The sequence below is a fragment of the Nocardia flavorosea NBRC 108225 genome (genome assembly GCF_001613385.1).
In the GTDB taxonomy this organism is placed as follows: domain Bacteria; phylum Actinomycetota; class Actinomycetes; order Mycobacteriales; family Mycobacteriaceae; genus Nocardia; species Nocardia flavorosea.
This window is the reverse complement of record NZ_BDCG01000018.1, coordinates 51185-67796: the sequence shown is the minus strand read 5'-3', so window position 1 is coordinate 67796 and position 16612 is coordinate 51185. Positions and strand designations below refer to the sequence as shown.

16 protein-coding genes, 1 tRNA gene and 1 riboswitch are annotated in these 16612 nt (G+C 69.2%); of the genes, 11 read left to right on the top strand and 6 right to left on the bottom strand.

From position 1 onward, the window contains the following. Positions 1-4: 4 nt before the first annotated feature. Positions 5-1516 (top strand): leucyl aminopeptidase, encoded by a 1512-nt coding sequence (locus NFL01S_RS24180; RefSeq protein ID WP_062978606.1) that lies wholly within the window; start codon positions 5-7, stop codon positions 1514-1516. 590 nt (positions 1517-2106) lie between these two features. Here the strand turns inward: NFL01S_RS24180 and NFL01S_RS24175 are convergent. Next, positions 2107-2460 carry a hypothetical protein gene (locus NFL01S_RS24175; protein WP_062978605.1) on the bottom strand — a complete coding sequence of 118 codons (354 nt, stop codon included), beginning with the start codon at positions 2458-2460 and terminating at the stop codon, positions 2107-2109. 254 nt (positions 2461-2714) lie between these two features. Between NFL01S_RS24175 and sucB the strand changes: the two genes are divergently transcribed. From sucB to NFL01S_RS24145, 6 genes are all read left to right on the top strand, one after another. Then, on the top strand, positions 2715-4484 hold the full coding sequence (gene sucB, locus NFL01S_RS24170; RefSeq protein ID WP_062978604.1) for a 2-oxoglutarate dehydrogenase, E2 component, dihydrolipoamide succinyltransferase: 1770 nt from the start codon (positions 2715-2717) through the stop codon (positions 4482-4484). Between the two features lie 10 nt (positions 4485-4494). Continuing rightward, complete coding sequence (locus tag NFL01S_RS24165; protein ID WP_062978603.1) at positions 4495-5385, top strand: TIGR01777 family oxidoreductase; 891 nt, start codon at positions 4495-4497, stop codon at positions 5383-5385. Beyond that, positions 5382-5909 (top strand): GNAT family N-acetyltransferase, encoded by a 528-nt coding sequence (locus tag NFL01S_RS24160; RefSeq protein WP_245670853.1) that lies wholly within the window; start codon positions 5382-5384, stop codon positions 5907-5909. The genes NFL01S_RS24165 and NFL01S_RS24160 overlap by 4 nt, the downstream gene beginning before the upstream one ends. Positions 5910-5911: 2 nt before the next feature. Next, entirely contained in the window at positions 5912-6685 is a 774-nt protein-coding gene (gene lipB / locus NFL01S_RS24155; protein ID WP_062978775.1) for a lipoyl(octanoyl) transferase LipB, read from the top strand. After that, a complete protein-coding gene (lipA, locus tag NFL01S_RS24150) occupies positions 6682-7704 on the top strand; it encodes a lipoyl synthase (RefSeq protein ID WP_062978602.1) in 1023 nt (340 codons plus the stop codon). Before lipB ends, lipA begins: the two co-directional genes overlap by 4 nt. A 250-nt stretch (positions 7705-7954) precedes the next feature. Further along, positions 7955-8242 carry a putative quinol monooxygenase gene (locus NFL01S_RS24145; RefSeq protein WP_062978601.1) on the top strand — a complete coding sequence of 96 codons (288 nt, stop codon included), beginning with the start codon at positions 7955-7957 and terminating at the stop codon, positions 8240-8242. Between the two features lie 144 nt (positions 8243-8386). Here the strand turns inward: NFL01S_RS24145 and NFL01S_RS24140 are convergent. Then, positions 8387-8460: transfer RNA gene (locus NFL01S_RS24140), tRNA-Met, on the bottom strand. Between the two features lie 176 nt (positions 8461-8636). Then, a riboswitch (cobalamin riboswitch) is annotated at positions 8637-8851 on the top strand. Between the two features lie 109 nt (positions 8852-8960). Between NFL01S_RS24140 and NFL01S_RS24135 the strand changes: the two genes are divergently transcribed. The 4 genes from NFL01S_RS24135 to NFL01S_RS24120 all read left to right on the top strand — a co-directional run bounded on the left by NFL01S_RS24135 (position 8961) and on the right by NFL01S_RS24120 (position 13285). Then, positions 8961-10013 carry a FecCD family ABC transporter permease gene (locus NFL01S_RS24135; RefSeq protein ID WP_062978774.1) on the top strand — a complete coding sequence of 351 codons (1053 nt, stop codon included), beginning with the start codon at positions 8961-8963 and terminating at the stop codon, positions 10011-10013. Beyond that, complete coding sequence (locus tag NFL01S_RS24130; protein WP_062978600.1) at positions 10013-10783, top strand: ABC transporter ATP-binding protein; 771 nt, start codon at positions 10013-10015, stop codon at positions 10781-10783. Before NFL01S_RS24135 ends, NFL01S_RS24130 begins: the two co-directional genes overlap by 1 nt. After that, on the top strand, positions 10784-11794 hold the full coding sequence (locus tag NFL01S_RS24125) for an ABC transporter substrate-binding protein (RefSeq protein ID WP_062978599.1): 1011 nt from the start codon (positions 10784-10786) through the stop codon (positions 11792-11794). Between the two features lie 567 nt (positions 11795-12361). Continuing rightward, on the top strand, positions 12362-13285 hold the full coding sequence (locus NFL01S_RS24120; RefSeq protein ID WP_307615807.1) for a DUF5995 family protein: 924 nt from the start codon (positions 12362-12364) through the stop codon (positions 13283-13285). Here the strand turns inward: NFL01S_RS24120 and NFL01S_RS24115 are convergent. The 4 genes from NFL01S_RS24115 to NFL01S_RS24100 all read right to left on the bottom strand — a co-directional run bounded on the left by NFL01S_RS24115 (position 13282) and on the right by NFL01S_RS24100 (position 16582). Then, positions 13282-13917: a formylglycine-generating enzyme family protein gene (locus tag NFL01S_RS24115; protein ID WP_084493222.1), complete on the bottom strand. Its 636-nt coding sequence runs from the start codon at positions 13915-13917 to the stop codon at positions 13282-13284. The two genes, NFL01S_RS24120 and NFL01S_RS24115, sit on opposite strands and share 4 nt — an antisense overlap. A 263-nt stretch (positions 13918-14180) precedes the next feature. Continuing rightward, positions 14181-14462, bottom strand: a complete 282-nt coding sequence (locus NFL01S_RS24110) for a Rossmann-fold NAD(P)-binding domain-containing protein (protein WP_062978597.1) — start codon at positions 14460-14462, stop codon at positions 14181-14183. Between the two features lie 212 nt (positions 14463-14674). Beyond that, entirely contained in the window at positions 14675-15313 is a 639-nt protein-coding gene (locus NFL01S_RS24105) for an NAD(P)-dependent oxidoreductase (RefSeq protein WP_062978596.1), read from the bottom strand. Between the two features lie 42 nt (positions 15314-15355). After that, positions 15356-16582, bottom strand: a complete 1227-nt coding sequence (locus NFL01S_RS24100; protein ID WP_157116884.1) for an MFS transporter — start codon at positions 16580-16582, stop codon at positions 15356-15358. Positions 16583-16612 lie beyond the last annotated feature (30 nt).

Here is a 16612-nt window from a genome sequence, read left to right as displayed (position 1 = left end):
AGCCATGACAGCTGTCGCAGATCGTCCGCTCGGACCGGAATTGGCACGTACCCAGACCATCGAGCCCGGCACCGACGTCCTCGTCGTCGGTGTGGCCACCACCGACGACGGGCCCGCCCTGGTGCCCGAGGACCTCTTCGGCGATGTGCTCGACGCCGACCTGCGCGTCCGGCTGCTCGATCAGGTGACCGCGGTCGGCGGCACCGGTAAGGCCGAACAGCTGATCCGGGTGCCCGCACCGGCCGGGCTGGACAATGTCACCAGCGTGCTGGCCGTCGGACTGGGCAGCGCCGCCGACCTCGACGCCGAGCAGATCCGCCGCAGCGCGGGTGTCGCCGCCCGCTCGCTGACCGGGGTCACGCGGGCAGTCACCACCCTGTCCGGTCTCGATATCGGCGCGGCGGCGGAGGGTTTCTACCTGGGCGCATACTCCTTCACCCCGTTCCGTTCGGCGAAATCCGCGCCGAAACCGGAGGCCGCCCCGCTCGCCCGGCTGGAACTGCTCGTCCCCGAACCTGATTTCGGCGGTGACGCCCTGCTGCGGGCGCAGCTGACGGCCGAGGCCGTGGCCACCGCACGCGATTTCGTGAACACCCCGCCCAGCCATCTCTTCCCGGCCGAATTCGCGCGCCGGACCGAACTGCTCGCCGAGGGCGCCGGGCTCGAGGTCGAGATCCTCGACGAGAAAGCGCTGGAAGCCGGGGGTTACGGCGGCGTCGTGGGTGTCGGCAAAGGATCCTCGCGGCCGCCGCGACTGGTGCGGCTCACCTACCGCGGCGGCGACAAGAAGGTCGCGCTGGTGGGCAAGGGCATCACCTTCGACACCGGCGGTATCTCCATCAAACCGGCCGCGAACATGGAGAACATGACCTCGGATATGGCCGGGGCGGCGGCGGTCGTGGCGACGACCTTGCTGGCGGCACGGCTCAGCCTGCCGATCACCGTGATCGCGACCGTGCCGATGGCCGAGAACATGCCGTCGGATACCGCGCAGCGGCCCGGCGATGTACTCACCCAGTACGGCGGCACCACGATCGAGGTCACCAATACCGACGCCGAGGGCCGGCTCATCCTGGCCGATGCCATGGTCCGCGCCGGGGAGGACGATCCGCAGTACCTGATCGACGTCGCCACGCTCACCGGCGCCCAGATGGTCGCGCTGGGCACCCGGACCCCGGGCGTGATGGGCACCGACGATTTCCGCGACCGGGTCGCCCGTATCTCCCGCGAGGTCGGCGAGCACGGCTGGCCGATGCCGCTCCCCGGGGAATTGCGCGCCGACCTCGATTCGAAGGTTGCCGATATGGTCAACGCGACCTCGCACCGCTGGGGCGGGATGCTGGTGGCCGGCACCTATCTGAAGGAATTCGTGCCCGAGGGCGTCCAGTGGGCGCATATCGATATCGCGGGTCCGTCGTACAACACCGGCGGGCCGTTCGGCTATATCGGCAAGGGCGGCACCGGCGTCCCGGTCCGCACGCTTATCGCCGTGCTCGAGGATATCGCCGCCGAATAGGTCGCAGGCCGAGTCGGGCAGGTAACGAAGCGACCTACATCCGGCGCCGTCCGCGGGCGGCGCCGGATATCGGCCCGATCCCCGCCGGCCGAATCCGGCCCCGGTCACGACTCGTCCGCTGGGATGACCGACTGACGAGTTGACGCAAGGACCGGGAATTTTCCGACGGCGCCGGAGACAGTGTCCGACCGCACCGCGGCTCCGGATCATCGACCGGCGGGGCCGGCAGCCCCTCGCCGCGCGGGCGAGAGCCGGACGCCACGGTGCCGCGCGGTGGGCGTTCGAGTAGGTGAACGGGACGAGCCTCGGCCTTCTGCTTCGGATCCCGCCCCGAGGTAACCGCGACCGAGCGTCGCGCACGCGCCGTGAACGAGCGACCCGGCGGAGCGGGCACAGCTCCCGCCCTGCCCTCGGGCCGGGGATCCGCACCCATGTCACCACGGGCAGGGCACTCATGGACGACTCTTCGGTTCGCGCCCGCCGGGATGCCACGGCGGCGACCGATAGCGGGTGGCCGTTCGCCGGGAGTAGGCCCCGCCGCCCATGGTCGTACCGGCCGGTGCCGGCCGTACCGCTGGGGGACGCGCTGATCAGTCCTCGCCGAGTTCGCGTTCGAGCGCGTGTTTGCGTTCGATCCGGCGGCGGGCGTCGTAGTCGCGCATCCGTTGCGGATAGCCGGTCTTGCCGACGTCGTATACCGGGATCCTCAGATCGCGGGCGAGTCGCCGGGCGCCGCGTTCGCCGACGATCCGCCGGGTCCACTCCCCATCCGCGGCAACGAGCACCACGGTGACATCGGTCACAGTCGTCTTCGGTTCTACGAACCCCTCCACTCCGGTATGTGTGCGCACCCAGTCCGCCAGATACGCGGCCTCGGGCGAGCGGCCACGGGAAACACGGCCACGCCCAGCTGCGACGCGACGGAAACGATCGAGTAAGCCCACTGCGGCCGACCTCCTGCTCGCTACTCGAACCCGCCGTACAGGGCGGTGATTCCATGGTGCCGGATCGCAGAATGGGATGCCCTCCGGTAACCGCGCGCGGCGGCGGGTGCAAGGATGGTTCCCGGAACAACAACCACACGGATCTCCGGCGCCGCGCAGAATGAACGTCGGCTGGAACACTGTCGCGACCCGCGACGGGATCCACCGGAACGAACTGTTGTAGACCCGTCGAGCAGTTAGAGGAGTCAACGGACATGGCCTTCTCCGTCCAGATGCCCGCTCTTGGTGAGAGCGTTACCGAGGGAACGGTGACACGGTGGCTGAAACAGGAAGGAGACACGGTCGAGGTCGACGAGCCGCTGCTCGAGGTCTCCACCGATAAGGTCGACACCGAGATCCCGTCCCCCGCGGCGGGTGTGTTGACGAAGATCGTTGCGCAGGAAGACGACGTCGTCGAGGTGGGCGGCGAACTGGGTGTTATCGGTGAGGCCGGCGAATCCGCCGCCCCCGCACCGGCTCCGGAGCCGGCTGCCGCCGAACCCGAGCCTGCCCCCGCGCCCGCGCAGGAAGCCGCGCCCGCACCGGAGCCCGCGCCGGCTGCGCAGCCCGCGGCGGCGTCCGGTTCGGCCTCCGGGACCCCGGTGAAGATGCCGGAACTCGGCGAATCGGTCACCGAGGGCACCGTGACCCGGTGGCTCAAGGCGATCGGTGACGAGGTCGCGGTCGACGAACCGCTGCTCGAGGTCTCGACCGACAAGGTCGATACCGAGATCCCCTCGCCCGTGGCGGGCACCCTGCTCGAGATCACCGCGAACGAAGACGATGTCGTGGAGGTCGGCGGTCAGCTCGGCGTGATCGGCTCCGGCGCACCCGCCGCGAGTTCGGCGCCCGAGCCCGCTCCGGCTCCGGCTCCCGAGCCGGCCCCGGCGCCCGAGCCCGCGCCGGCCCCCGCCGCTGCCCCTGCTCCGGCACCTGCCCCTGCTCCGGCACCTGCCCCTGCTCCGGCACCTGCGCCCGCTCCGGCACCTGCCCCTGCTCCGGCACCTGCGCCCGCAGCGCAGGCCCCCACTTCGTCCGGTAACGGCGCCACCCCGTACGTGACCCCGCTGGTCCGCAAACTGGCCGAGGAGAACGGCGTCGACCTGTCCACTGTCACCGGTTCCGGTGTCGGCGGGCGGATCCGCAAGCAGGATGTGCTCGCCGCCGCCGAAGCCGGGAAGGCGCCCGCCGCCCCGGCACCGGCTGCCGCCCCCACGGCGAAGACTCCGGCCGCGCCCGCGCCCAGCCCCGCGCTGGCGGCGCTTCGCGGTACCACGCAGAAGGCCAACCGGATCCGGCAGATCACCGCGACCAAGACCCTGGAATCGCTGCAGACCACCGCGCAGCTCACCCAGGTGCACGAGGCCGATGTCACCAAGATCGCGACCCTGCGGTCGAAGGCCAAGGCCGAGTTCGCCAAGCGCGAGGGCGTGAACCTGACCTTCCTGCCGTTCTTCGCGAAGGCCGTGGTGGAGGCACTCGGGGCGCACCCGAACATCAACGCCAGCTACGACGCGAACAGCAAGGAGATCACCTACCACGCATCGGTGCATCTCGGGATCGCCGTGGACACCGAGCAGGGCCTGCTCTCGCCGGTGATCCACAATGCCAGCGACCTCTCGCTGGCCGGGCTGGCACGCGCTATCGCCGATATCGCCAACCGGGCCCGCACCGGCGGCCTGAAGCCGGACGAGCTGGCCGGTGGCACCTTCACCATCACCAATATCGGCAGCCAGGGCGCGCTGTTCGACACCCCGATCCTGGTGCCGCCGCAGTCGGCGATGCTCGGCACCGGCGCGATCGTCAAGCGGCCTACCGTGGTCACCGACGATTCCGGTAGCGAATTCATCGGCGTCCGCTCGATGTGCTATCTGCCGCTGACCTACGATCATCGCCTGATCGACGGCGCGGACGCCGGACGGTTCCTCACCACCATCCGGCACCGCCTCGAAGAGGCGGCGTTCGAGGCCGATCTCGGCCTGTAAGGTCACGTAGATGCTGGTTGTGGTGGCCGGTTCGTCCGGGCTGATCGGCACTGCTCTCGTCGCGGCACTACGCCGCGACGGGGAGCAGGTGCTCCGGTTGGTCCGGCGCCCGGCTGCCGCTCCCGACGAACGCCGCTGGGATCCCGCCGGTGGCGAACTCGACCCCGCCGTTTTCGACGGTGCGGACGCTGTGGTGAACCTGTGCGGCGCCGGGATCGGCGGTAAACGCTGGTCCGGTGCGTACAAACAGGAACTCCGCGACAGCCGTATCACCCCCACCGATGTGCTGGCTACGGCCGTCGCGCGGGCGGGTGTACCGACGCTGGTGAACGCCAGCGGTGTGCATTACTACGGTGACACCGGCGCCCGCGCGGTCGACGAAAACGGTGCGCCCGGTACCGGTTTCCTGCCCACGCTGTGCGTGGATTGGGAGGCCGCCACCCACGCGGCCACCGAGGCGGGTGCCCGCACGGTCTTGCTGCGCAGCGGGGTCGTACTCGCCGGCACCGGCGGGATGCTGCCGCAATTGAAGGCCCTGTTCCTGTTCGGTCTGGGCGGCCGGCTCGGCAACGGCCGGCAGTATCAGCCGTGGATCTCCCTCGACGACGAGATCGGCGCGATCCGGCACGCGCTCACCACCCCGTCGGTCCGGGGTCCGCTCAACGCGGTGGGCCCCGCACCGGTCACGAATGCCGAATTCACCCGCGCCCTGGGCCGGGCCCTGCATCGGCCGACCCCCCTGCTGGTCCCGGGCTTCGCCCTCAAACTGGTAGTCGGCGAATTCGCCGACGAGGCGATCCTGCACAGCCCCCGCGCGCTTCCGGGCGTGCTCGAGGCGACCGGTTACGAATTCCGCCACCCCACGGTCGGCGCGGCACTCACCGCCGCGGTGGGCCGGTGAACCCCGCCACCGCCACCCTGGTCCGCGATGCGCGGATCAGTGACCTGCCCGCGATCCTGGAGATCCACAATCGGGCGATCGCCGAAACCACCGCCATCTGGGACGACGAACCCGTCGATCTGGCCGACCGGCAGGCCTGGTTCGACAACCGCACCGCGCACGGCCGGCCGATCGTGGTGGCCGAGGTCGACGGTGAGCTCGCCGGTTACGCCAGTTACGGCCCGTGGCGGCCCAAATCCGGTTACCGGCACACCGCCGAGAACTCCATCTATATCGCCGACCACTTCCAGCGGCGCGGTATCGGCGCGGCCCTGCTGGCCGAACTGATCGAGCGCGCCCGGGCCGGCAACGATATCCACGCCATGATCGCGGTGATCGAATCCCGCAACACCGCCTCCATCGCGCTGCACGAACGGTTCGGTTTCCGCACCGTAGGCCGGCTGCCCGAAGTGGGCCGCAAATTCGGCCGCTGGATGGACCTGACACTGATGCAGCTCACACTGGAGATGAGCGTAACGTCGTGATCGTGAACAACACCCGTACCGCAACCCGGTCGGCACGCTACGACAGCACCCCCGTCGACGTGCGCGACCTGGGGCTCATCGAGTATCAGCAGGCCTGGGATCTGCAACGTGAACTCGCCGCCGAGCGCGCCGACGGCCGCGGCACCGACACCCTGTTGTTGCTGGAACACCCGTCCGTCTACACCGCGGGCCGCCGCACCGAGGAAGCCGACCGCCCCGCCGACGGCAGCCCCGTGATCGATGTCGACCGCGGCGGCAAGATCACCTGGCACGGGCCCGGACAGCTGGTGGGCTATCCCATCATCCGGCTCGCCGAGCCGATCGACGTCGTCGATTACGTCCGGCGGCTGGAGCAGGCGCTGATCCAGGTGGTCACCGATGCCGGTGTGGAATGCGGGCGGGTGCCCGGGCGCTCCGGTGTATGGCTCGCCGCGTCCGGTCTGTTGCCCGAACGCAAGATCGCCTCCATCGGGATCCGGGTGCAGCGCGGTGTCACCCTGCACGGGATCTCGCTGAACTGCGATCCCGATCTCGGTGCTTTCGGCGCCATCATTCCCTGCGGTATCCGGGATGTGGGGTCCACCGGTCTCAGCCAGGAACTCGGCCGCACGGTCACCGTCGCCGAGGTCCGTCCGCGGCTGGCCGCCGCGATACCGGCCGCACTCAACGGTGAGCTTCCCGTTACCGAGCACGATATTCCGCAGGCCCCCACCCCGGCCGCCGCGGAGCCCGCCGCCGCCACCGCGGCAAGCGATTCGAAAGGTCCCACCGCATGACCTCCGCCCAAGCCCCTGCCGGCCGTAAACTGCTGCGTATCGAGGCCCGCAACGCCGAGACCCCGATCGAGCGCAAACCCGGCTGGATCCGCACCCGCGCCACCATGGGTCCCGAATACACCGAGCTCAAGGGCCTGGTGAAACGGGAAGGCCTGCACACCGTGTGCGAGGAAGCGGGCTGCCCCAATATCTTCGAATGCTGGGAGGACCGCGAGGCCACCTTCCTCATCGGCGGCGAACAGTGCACCCGGCGCTGCGATTTCTGCCAGATCGACACCGGTAAACCGTCCCCGCTCGACCGCGACGAACCGCGCCGGGTCGCCGAGAGCGTCCAGGCCATGGGCCTGCGCTACTCCACCATCACCGGTGTCGCCCGCGACGATCTCGACGATGGCGGCGCGTGGCTGTACGCCGAAACCGTGCGCGCCATCAAGCAGCTCAACCCGAACACCGGTGTGGAACTGCTGATCCCGGATTTCAACGCGAAACCCGACCAGCTCGCCGAGGTGTTCTCCACACGTCCGGAGGTGCTGGCGCACAACCTGGAAACCGTGCCCCGCGTCTTCAAACGGATCCGGCCGGCATTCCGCTACGAACGCTCGCTCGCGGTGCTCACCGCGGCCCGCGCCGAAGGCCTGGTCACCAAATCCAACCTGATCCTCGGTATGGGCGAGACCCCCGAGGAAGTCACCCAGGCCATGCGCGACCTGCACGAAGCCGGCTGCGATATTCTCACCATCACCCAGTACCTGCGCCCCTCGCCGCGGCATCACCCGGTGGATCGCTGGGTGAAACCCGAAGAATTCGTGGAGCATTCGAAGGTCGCCGAGAAGATCGGTTTCGCCGGTGTGATGGCCGGTCCGCTGGTGCGTTCCTCCTACCGCGCCGGTCGGCTCTACGCCCAGGCCATGGCGCATCACGGCCGCACCATTGCGGACACCATGGCGCATCTCGCCGACGGGGGCACCGCCTCCCAGGAGGCCAGCGCAGTCCTGGAACGGTTCGGGTCGCGGGCCTGAGCCCTTCCCACAGCGCCGTACGCTCCGGGAGTCCGGTTGCGCGACCAGCGCCGGATCCCGGAGCACCCGACAGGCTCCAGTCCGCGGTCCCGCGCTGTTCCGCCGCGAGCGTCCGCCGGTGCCCGGATCGCGCCCACAGCCCGGTTGACCATGCGTTCGGTGTGCGGCATCGGATGCCGAGCACGCACCGATGAATCGGGCTGCCCGGTTCGGTCTCTATCGGTGAATCGACCGAACAGGAGCGAAGTAGATGGTCATCGTCGCCGGACACCTTCTCGTCGCACCGGACGCCCGCGAGGCGTATCTCGCCGGCTGCGTCACCGTGATCACGCAGGCCCGGGCCGCGCCGGGCTGCCTCGATTTCGCGATCGGTGCCGACCTCACCGATCCCGGCCGGATCAATATCTTCGAACGCTGGGACTCCCAGGAATCGGTGGAGGTATTTCGCGGCTCCGGCACAAGCGCCGAGCAGAATGCGGAGATCGCCGGGGCAGTGGTGTCCGAATACGATATCGCCGGAACTCGTCCGCTGACCTGACCGCCGACCGGCGTCGTATTCCGGTCGCAGCCGATGCGGCTCACCGGGCTCAGGATCATGCCGCCGCGGCATGATCCTCGAGGTGATGAAACGAAAAATCGGGTCCGGCCGGATGGTGTTGTACCGTCCGGCCGGACCCTTCAGTAGCGGGGACAGGATTTGAACCTGCGACCTCTGGGTTATGAGCCCAGCGAGCTACCGAACTGCTCCACCCCGCGTTGCATCGACAACCGTAGCGCACGAAGGGCCGCGGGACCAAAACGCCCTCCGGACGTCCGGCCGCCAACCCCTCGAATCGGTCCGCCGAAGCCCGCTCGCTCGTCGGTACGCGGCGCCGGCCGAGTGAGGTGATGCACATTCCCGCACGGAATGCCCGGCGGGCAAATCCGGGGTGTTACCGTGACCGCGCGCTGGTTACCGCCCGTCGACGACGAGTGGTTCGTAAGAGGGAATCCGGTGGGAATCCGGAACTGCCCCGCAGCGGTGAGTGGAAACGACCGCGGTCATCAGCACTGGGCCTTGCGCCTGGGAAGCGACCGCCAGTAGGCAATCCCGGTATCCGGGAGCACGTCCACGAGTCCGAAGACCTGCCCGCGTGGCCATACCGCCGGTGTGGCCGGTGTCGACTCCGAGGGAGCGGTTGACAAGATATGGGTCTTCGTCGCGCACGTATGCCTGCACACGGTCATATCGGGGACGGGTGGCCGGTTCCGGCTCGATGAATTCGCATGGGCTGCGACGGCTTCCGGTGGCGATGCTGCTTACCGGTCTCACGGTGGCATTGGTGATCGTCGCCCTACTGGGATTGATGCTCGGCGCGGTGCATATCCCGTGGCGGGCCGTCCTCGGTTTCCTGTGGGCCGAACTCACCGGCGGTGTCGTCGTGGCGGCGGATATCGCCGAGTACCGGATCGTCGTCGACTCCCGGTTGCCGCGGGTCGTGCTGGCGGCCGCGGTCGGCGCGGGGCTCGGTGCGGTCGGGTTACTGGTGCAGGCCATGGTGCGCAACGCCCTCGCCGATCCGTATGTACTGGGTATTTCGTCGGGTGCCTCGGTGGGCGCCACCGCGGTCGTGCTTTTCGGCGCCTTCGGCGCGCTGGGGGTCTACGCACTGTCGTCCGCGGCATTCGCCGGAGCGTTCGGCGCCACTGTCCTCGTCTACCTGATGGCCCGGTCGAGTGCCGGGCTGGTGCCGTTGCGGCTGGTGCTCACAGGTACCGCCGTCGGCTACGGTTTTTCTGCGGCGACAACGGTGCTGGTATTCATGGCACCGCACGGCGATGCCGCCCGTTCGGTGATGTTCTGGTTGCTCGGCAGTCTGGCCGGGGCGACCTGGCAGATGGTTCCGCTGGTGGTCACCGTCGCCGTGGTGGGCCTGGCGATCATCGCGGCGTTCGCCCGGCACCTGAATGCCCTGTCGATGGGCGATGAGGTCAGCGCCGCTCTCGGCCTGAACGCTGCCCGGTTCCGCCTGCTGCTGTTCGTGGTCTCCGCCGCGATGACGGGCTGTTTCGTCGCGGTCTGCGGGGCCATCGGTTTCGTCGGTCTGGTGGTACCGCATGTCGCCCGGCTACTGGTCGGCGCCGACCATCGGCGGCTGATGCTGGTGACCCCGCTACTGGGCGCGGTATTCCTGGTGACTGCCGACCTCGTGGCCCGTATTCTCCTGCCGCCGCAGGAATTACCGCTGGGCGCCGTGACCGCGGCGGTGGGCGTCCCCGTGTTCGTGCTGCTGATGCGGCGCCGCGGCGCACTGGCCGGGGGCGCCTGATGCGTGTCGACTACGACGATGTCACCGTGGAAATCGACGGTACGACAATCCTCGAGGAGGTGACTCTGGCCGCCGACGCCGGGCAGTTCATCGGCATCGTGGGACCGAACGGCAGCGGTAAATCCACCCTGCTGCGGTGTCTGTACCGCGCGCTGTCCCCCGGTTCCGGGCGGGTCCTGGTGGACGGCACGGATATCGCAGCGCTCGGTATGCGCGCGAACGCCCGCCAGGTGGCGGCGCTGACCCAGGACACCACCACACCGTTCGATTTCACCGCCGCCGAGGTCGTCGCCACCGGGCGGCTACCGCATACGGCACTGCTGCGCGGCACCCCTCGGCGCGACGACGAGATCTGCGCGGCGGCGATGGCGACGGCCGATATCGCCCACCTCGCCGACCGCGGTTTCCTGTCACTGTCGGGCGGGGAACGCCAGCGCGTCCTGATCGCCCGGGCCCTGGCTCAGCAGCCGCGGGTGCTGGTATTGGACGAACCGACCAATCACCTCGACGTGCACCACCAGTACAGCGTGCTGTCCGCGGCGCGAGAGCTGGGGATCACGGTGGTCGCGGCCCTGCACGATCTCAATCTGGCCGCCCAATACTGCGATCGGCTCTTCGTCCTGCACGGCGGCCGGATCGCCTGCGCGGGCACACCGCACGAGGTGATCACCGCGGAGGTGATTGCCCGCTGGTTCTCGATCGGCGGTCATATCGTCAGCCATCCCCGGCTGGGTGTTCCGCAGATCATCTTCGACGAGAAGGACTGTTAGATGAGGTCTCCCCGATTGCTGGTGGCATCGGCCGTGGCGGCCGCGGTCGTTTCGACGGCGTGCGGCGCCGAGGTGCAGCGGCCCGCACAGGCCGCGACCGGCACGCCGGTCACGGTCACCAACTGCGGTGCGCCGCTGACGGTCCCGGGCGTCCCCGAGCGGGTCGTCACCAACGACACCGGGATCACCGAGATGATGTTCGCGCTCGGATTGGCCGACCGGCTGGTAGGCCACAGCAGCTATCCCGGAAAGGAGCGGGATATCGCCTCCTCACCGTGGCAGGCCGAATTCGAGCGCACACCGCTGCTCGGCTACGCGTTCACCCGCGAGGTGGTCCAGGCGGCCGATCCCGATTTCGTCTTCGCCGGGTGGAACTACGGGTTCAAGGAGTCCACCGGTCTCACCCCGGAGTGGGTGCGTTCGATCGGTGCGGTCCCGTACCAGTTGACCGAGGCATGCCGGCAACCCGGAACGGATCGCCGCGGCGTGATGGAACCGCTGGATGCGCTCTACGCAGATCTGGCCAATCTCGGGGATATCTTCGGTGTGCGCGCGAAGGCCGATCAGCTCATTGCGCAGTATCGCGACCAGGTCGCGAAGGCCGCCGGCAGCGCTCCCGCCGGGCGGGAACCGGCTCGGGTGTTCCTGTTCGACAGCGCAACCCCCGAACCGTTCACCTCCGGCCGGACCGCGGCGCCGTCGCAGATCATCCGGGAGGCGGGCGGGCGCAATATCTTCGACGATCTGAACGATTCCTGGACCAGTGCGTCGTGGGAGGCGGCAGCGCAACGGGATCCGCAGGTGATCCTGATCGTCGACTACGGTGCAGGCCCGGAGAACTCGGTGCAGGCGAAGATCGAGCAACTCCGCACGCACCCGCTGATGGCGGGTACCACGGCCGTCCGCGCGGGCAATATCCTCGCCTTGCCCTACGCCGCGCTGGTGGAAGGACCGCGTAACCCGCACACGGTGGTCACAGTGGCGGATTTCCTGCGGTCGAAGGGCTTTTAGCGTAGACCGCTCGTCACAACCGATCCGTTGCAGCAGCGCCGGGACCTTCGATGCCGGCATCAGGCCTGCTACGAGAGCTTCACCGACCGCACTCAGCGGCGCATTGGTCGCGTGCTACGTCCACTGGATCGACGGCCGCCTCCCGGTACCACGCGACCGCGTGATCGACGCGGCCACCGAGATCGTCCTCGCTCTCGCGCGCACCCCACCTGGAGCCGTCGTTTCAGAAGTACCGGGGAGGCGCACTCGCGTGCCGGTCCCGGCGGCCGAACTCGTCTCCGCCCAGAGCGGCGGTGGAGGCGACGGGAGGCGGATTCGGCGTAGGTGTGAGTGGGTGCCGGATTCGACGGCGGTCCGGTCGGCGTGGGCCGTGGCGACGGTATAGCCGAGGACGCCGGTGAGAAGTGCGCGGCCCCCTATGCGTGATCCCGGACCGCGTGGCGGAAACATTCCTCCGGTGTCCGAAGCTAAGGTGTAGCCGCGTCCGGCGGACCCTCCGCGCCGGTTCGTTCGACCGGTTCTCCCACGCAATCGTGCACGCCCGTGTGTTCGTCGAATGAAGGTGGTGTGACCATTACCAGCGCAAACCCCGGCCACCGACGTCGTCCCGGCATCACCGCGTTGATCTTCGTATTCGCCGTGGCCGGTCTGGTGGTCCCGCCGCGCGCCGAGGCCGTCGTCGACGCAAGTGCTTGTGGCGCAGCGCTGGCGCCCACCGCCGTCGCCGAAATCGTCGAACTGTCCGATACTTCCGAGCTGCTCGACGAGAACACCGGCCCGTCCCTGGCCCGCCTCGAACGTGCGGTGGCCCAGCATCGGCGGATCACCGAGATCCTGGTGGCCCATCGGGACCGGCGGGGTCTGCTGGCGCTGGGACTCGACGCCGTGGAGCGGGCCGCTGTCATGCCGTTGCAGCGCAACCCCCGCGCGTTCGACGACCCCGAGTGGGCACACCGCATCAGCCTCGATCTGCTGGCCAGGTTCCTGGGCAACCTGCACGCCGAATTCACCGGCGCACCGGCCGAGCCGCAGTGGGCCCACTACTTCGCGCTCACCCGGCAGTGCGAACTGTCCCCGGCACGGGTCGCGATGGCGGGTTACAACGCACATCTCACCGTCGACCTCGCCTATTCCGTCGCCGCGACGCGGGCGACACCGGCTCAGGCGCGCGACCATTTCACGATCGTCGACGCGATCGCGCAGCACGGTTTCCTCATCGTCGATCTCACGAAGGCCGTCTACGGCGGCGATCTGGGGCCGCTGTGGCGGTTCTATTTCGTGGGCGAGGGACTCGACGCCGTCCTCGGTGCCGGTGCGGCAACCGGCCCCTTGCTGCGCCTGGCCGATGCGGGCGCCAATGTGGTGATCTTCGGTAACGGTCTGGCCCTGCAGGATCCGGCGGCCGCGCCGGCGGTCCGGGCGGAGATCGATGTCCTGTGGCGCAGCGCCGACGCCGCCTTCGAGGTACTCGCCGCACGCGGCGCACTCTAGTCCGAACGGGCGATCCGGAACCCGATATCGTCGAGGCGCAGTGTCGGGTGGCTGCGCCGCCGCACCGAGGCCCGGCAACTCCAGTGTTCGTCGAACCAGCCGCCGCCGCGCAACACCCGGTATTCGCCGTAGACAGCGGGATCATAGAAATCCCAGCACCATTCCCAGACGTTTCCGAGCATGTCGTACAGTCCCCACGCGTTGGGCTGCTTCCGGCCGACGGGTTGCGCTGAGCCGCCGGAATTACCGCGATACCAGGCGATCTCGTCGAGTTCGCCGTAGCGAGGGCCGGCGGTGCCTGCCCGGCAGGCATATTCCCATTCGGCTTCGGTAGGCAGACGGTACCCGTCCGCCGAGACCGCCATTTCCGTGTTCTCCCCGTCCCGGCGGTAGACGGAGATCAGGCCTTCCTGCTCCGACAAGCGGTTACAGAATCGCACCGCGTCATCCCACGACACACTGTCGACCGGCTCGTCCCCCGCCTCTGCCCCGGTGTCGTCCCCGGCGATCGCCGCATACTGCGCTCGCGTCACCGGCCTCGCTGCCAACCGGTACGCCGCTACCTCCACCGGCCAGCGGTGTTCCGTCCGGCGATCCGACAGCTCCACGTGGCCGGGCCCGATATCCACCAGCTGAATCCCGTCATGCACCGCATGTGTCTATCATCAGCGCCGCCGCGTAGTTCACGAGGAAGCCCGTTCGTTCCGTCCTTCGCCATGGCATCGCGGGACCGGGCCCCTCGACCACAGCCTTCTCCGGAAGACGCGGATTGCCAAGGGATGCACTGGGCATCCGGGGGCGTGCTCGGTGCGCCACCCTTCACCTCCCCCGCACCGACCGGGGCGGTCTCGACACTGGGGGGCATCAGGACGGTAGCCCTGCCAGCGCCGCACTGTCACGCCAGAGTGTTCGCGCCGTTTCCGGATCGGACGCGGTAGTGCGCGAGGTGGTTGACTGCGAAGGTGGTCTCGTAGCCGTCGGTGGTCCGGCGGGCGGCGTCGGGAAACACTACGCCGGCGTTCAGTATCAGCGCGTCGATCGGAGTCCCGGCCAGTTCCTGGCGGACCGCGGCGGCGAACGCGCGCACGGATTCCAGTTCGGTCAGGTCCAGCGGTAGCGACCCGCCGCATTCCTGTGCCGCCGCGCGCCCAGCAGCAGGCGAGTATCGCCCGGACATCGGAGGCGGCCGGCCGCAATGGCACCGAACCCGGACGTGCCGCCGGTCATCACCATCGTCGACATCAGCGCCCCTCGACATCCGCCGGACCGTGCTCCCCAGCATAGGGTTTCTCCCGCGCCTCCACCGCAGGTGACGCGAAAGGGGCCTTGGCCCAACTGTGCCGGTGCCACCACCAGGTCGCGCACCGGCCTCTGCGCCGCGGAACAGAATCAGTAGGCGGCGGTGAACCGCATCCCGCGATGCGCGGATCGTTCGGCTTCGTCGAGCAGCACCACCGCGAGGTCGGCGTAGGACAGTGCCGACCGCCCGTGCCGATCGACCACCAGCGCATCCCGGCCCAGCCGATAACGTCCGGTGCGGGCACCGTTATGCAATTGCGCGGGTGGGCTCAGGTAGGTCCAGTCGGTGCCGGTGGCAGCGCGGCACACCGCGAGCTGATCGGCGCAGGCACGGGCGATGGCGTGCAGAGATTCGGGGAATCCCGGTTCGTCCATCACCGTCACCCCACCGGTGCCGGGCACGGTCAGCGTGGCCGCACCGCCCACGAGCAGCAATCGCGTTCCGGTACGCGCGGTGGCGGCCGTGAGGCCGGTGGCGGTGGTGATCAACTCGCTTTCCCGGCCTGCGGCCGGACGGGTCGCGCTGATCACGAGATCCTGGCCGTCGGCGAGATCGGCGACATCCTCGGGGTTCGCGGCATCGCCGATGCGGACCTCCGCGGCGCGCGGTATCTCCCGTGCCCGATCCGGGGTGCGCAGTACCGCGGTGACCCGATGGCCGCGGTCCAGCGCTTCGGCGACCGTGTGACTGCCGGCCTGTCCGGCTGCGCCGAAAATGGTGATACGCATAGATTTTCCTTCTCTGATCAGCAGTGATACGAACGGCGGTTACTATTCTCGAGTTGCCCGGTCGAGCGTCCGGTCGGCGGCCCACAGCAGGACCGTGGCGGTCGCCAGCACGCCCCCGGCCACGCCGACACCGAGCCATCCGGCCCGGTTCCACGCGATGGCGGTGAGCGCCGACCCGGCCGCCCCGCCGAGGAAGAAGGCCGTCATGAAGGCGGAATTCAGCCGGTTACGGAGTTCGGGGGCGAGCCCGTACAGCACGTTCTGGTTGCTGTTGAGCAGCGCCTGCTGGCCCACGGTGAGCACGATCGCGCCGGCGATCAGGGCCGGTAGAGAGCTCGCGCCGGCCGCGAGGAGGAGCCAGGCCACCACCAGCAGGACCGCGCCGGCGCCCGCCACGCGGTGCACCTGCCCGCGGTCGGCCAGGCGTCCCGAGAGCGGCGTCGCCACGGTGCCGGCGATCCCGACCAGCCCGAACAACCCGATCGTTGCCTCGGACCACCGATAGTCCGGGCCGGCGAGCAGGAATGTCACACCGGTCCAGAACAGCGTGAACGACGCCATCGACAAGGCGCCGAGCCCGGCCCGCCGGCGCAGGACGGAATTCGTGCGCAGCAGCCCCGCCGTGGACCGCAGCAACGCCGGATACGACAGCCCCACCGGTGCATGCACCGCGGGTAGCGACCGCCACAGGGCGGCGGTCACCACCGCCAGGGCGGCCGCACCGACCCAGTAGACGGTGCGCCAGCCACCGACTTCACTCAGCAACCCCGCGACGGTCCGGGCCAGCAGGCCGCCGACCAGCAGACCGCTCATCACGGTGCCGACCACCCGCCCACGCCGCTCGGGCGTGCTCAACGCCACGGCGAAGGTCACCAGTACCTGCGCCGCAACCGAGGTGAACGCCGCCAGTGCGGTCGCGGCCAGTAGCACCACCCCGTTGCCGGCGATACCGCAGGCCAGCAGGAAGAACGCGGTCGCGCCGAAGAGGGTCACCGCAAGACGCCGCCGCTCGAACAGGTCGGCCAACGGCAGCAGCAGGAACAAGCCGAGCGCGTAACCCGCCTGGGCGGCCGTGACGATCAGCGCCGCGGTGCTCGTACTCAGGCCGAAGTTGCCGCGGATGGCGTCCAGCAGGGGTTGCGCGAAATAGTTGCCCGCCACGATCAGGCCGGTCGCCACCGACATCAGCAGCAGCAGTCCGCGGGACAGGCCGCGGGCTTCGGACGGGTCGACTCCGGGATGCGGCCGGGCCGCTGTCGTCATGCTCATGACTCAACCCTGCGGCCGCGCGATCAATGA

Excerpts from the sequence above, each read along its gene's own strand:
- NFL01S_RS24180 (WP_062978606.1), top strand. The coding sequence starts at position 5 with ATGACAGCTGTCGCAGATCGTCCGCTCGGACCGGAATTGGCACGTACC.
- NFL01S_RS24165 (WP_062978603.1), top strand. The coding sequence starts at position 4,495 with ATGCTGGTTGTGGTGGCCGGTTCGTCCGGGCTGATCGGCACTGCTCTC.
- NFL01S_RS24135 (WP_062978774.1), top strand. The coding sequence starts at position 8,961 with ATGAATTCGCATGGGCTGCGACGGCTTCCGGTGGCGATGCTGCTTACC.
- NFL01S_RS24145 (WP_062978601.1), top strand. The coding sequence starts at position 7,955 with ATGGTCATCGTCGCCGGACACCTTCTCGTCGCACCGGACGCCCGCGAG.
- NFL01S_RS24110 (WP_062978597.1), bottom strand. The coding sequence starts at position 14,462 with ATGTCCGGGCGATACTCGCCTGCTGCTGGGCGCGCGGCGGCACAGGAA.
- NFL01S_RS24100 (WP_157116884.1), bottom strand. The coding sequence starts at position 16,582 with ATGAGCATGACGACAGCGGCCCGGCCGCATCCCGGAGTCGACCCGTCC.
- sucB (WP_062978604.1), top strand. The coding sequence starts at position 2,715 with ATGGCCTTCTCCGTCCAGATGCCCGCTCTTGGTGAGAGCGTTACCGAG.
- NFL01S_RS24130 (WP_062978600.1), top strand. The coding sequence starts at position 10,013 with ATGCGTGTCGACTACGACGATGTCACCGTGGAAATCGACGGTACGACA.
- NFL01S_RS24105 (WP_062978596.1), bottom strand. The coding sequence starts at position 15,313 with ATGCGTATCACCATTTTCGGCGCAGCCGGACAGGCCGGCAGTCACACG.
- NFL01S_RS24125 (WP_062978599.1), top strand. The coding sequence starts at position 10,784 with ATGAGGTCTCCCCGATTGCTGGTGGCATCGGCCGTGGCGGCCGCGGTC.
- lipA (WP_062978602.1), top strand. The coding sequence starts at position 6,682 with ATGACCTCCGCCCAAGCCCCTGCCGGCCGTAAACTGCTGCGTATCGAG.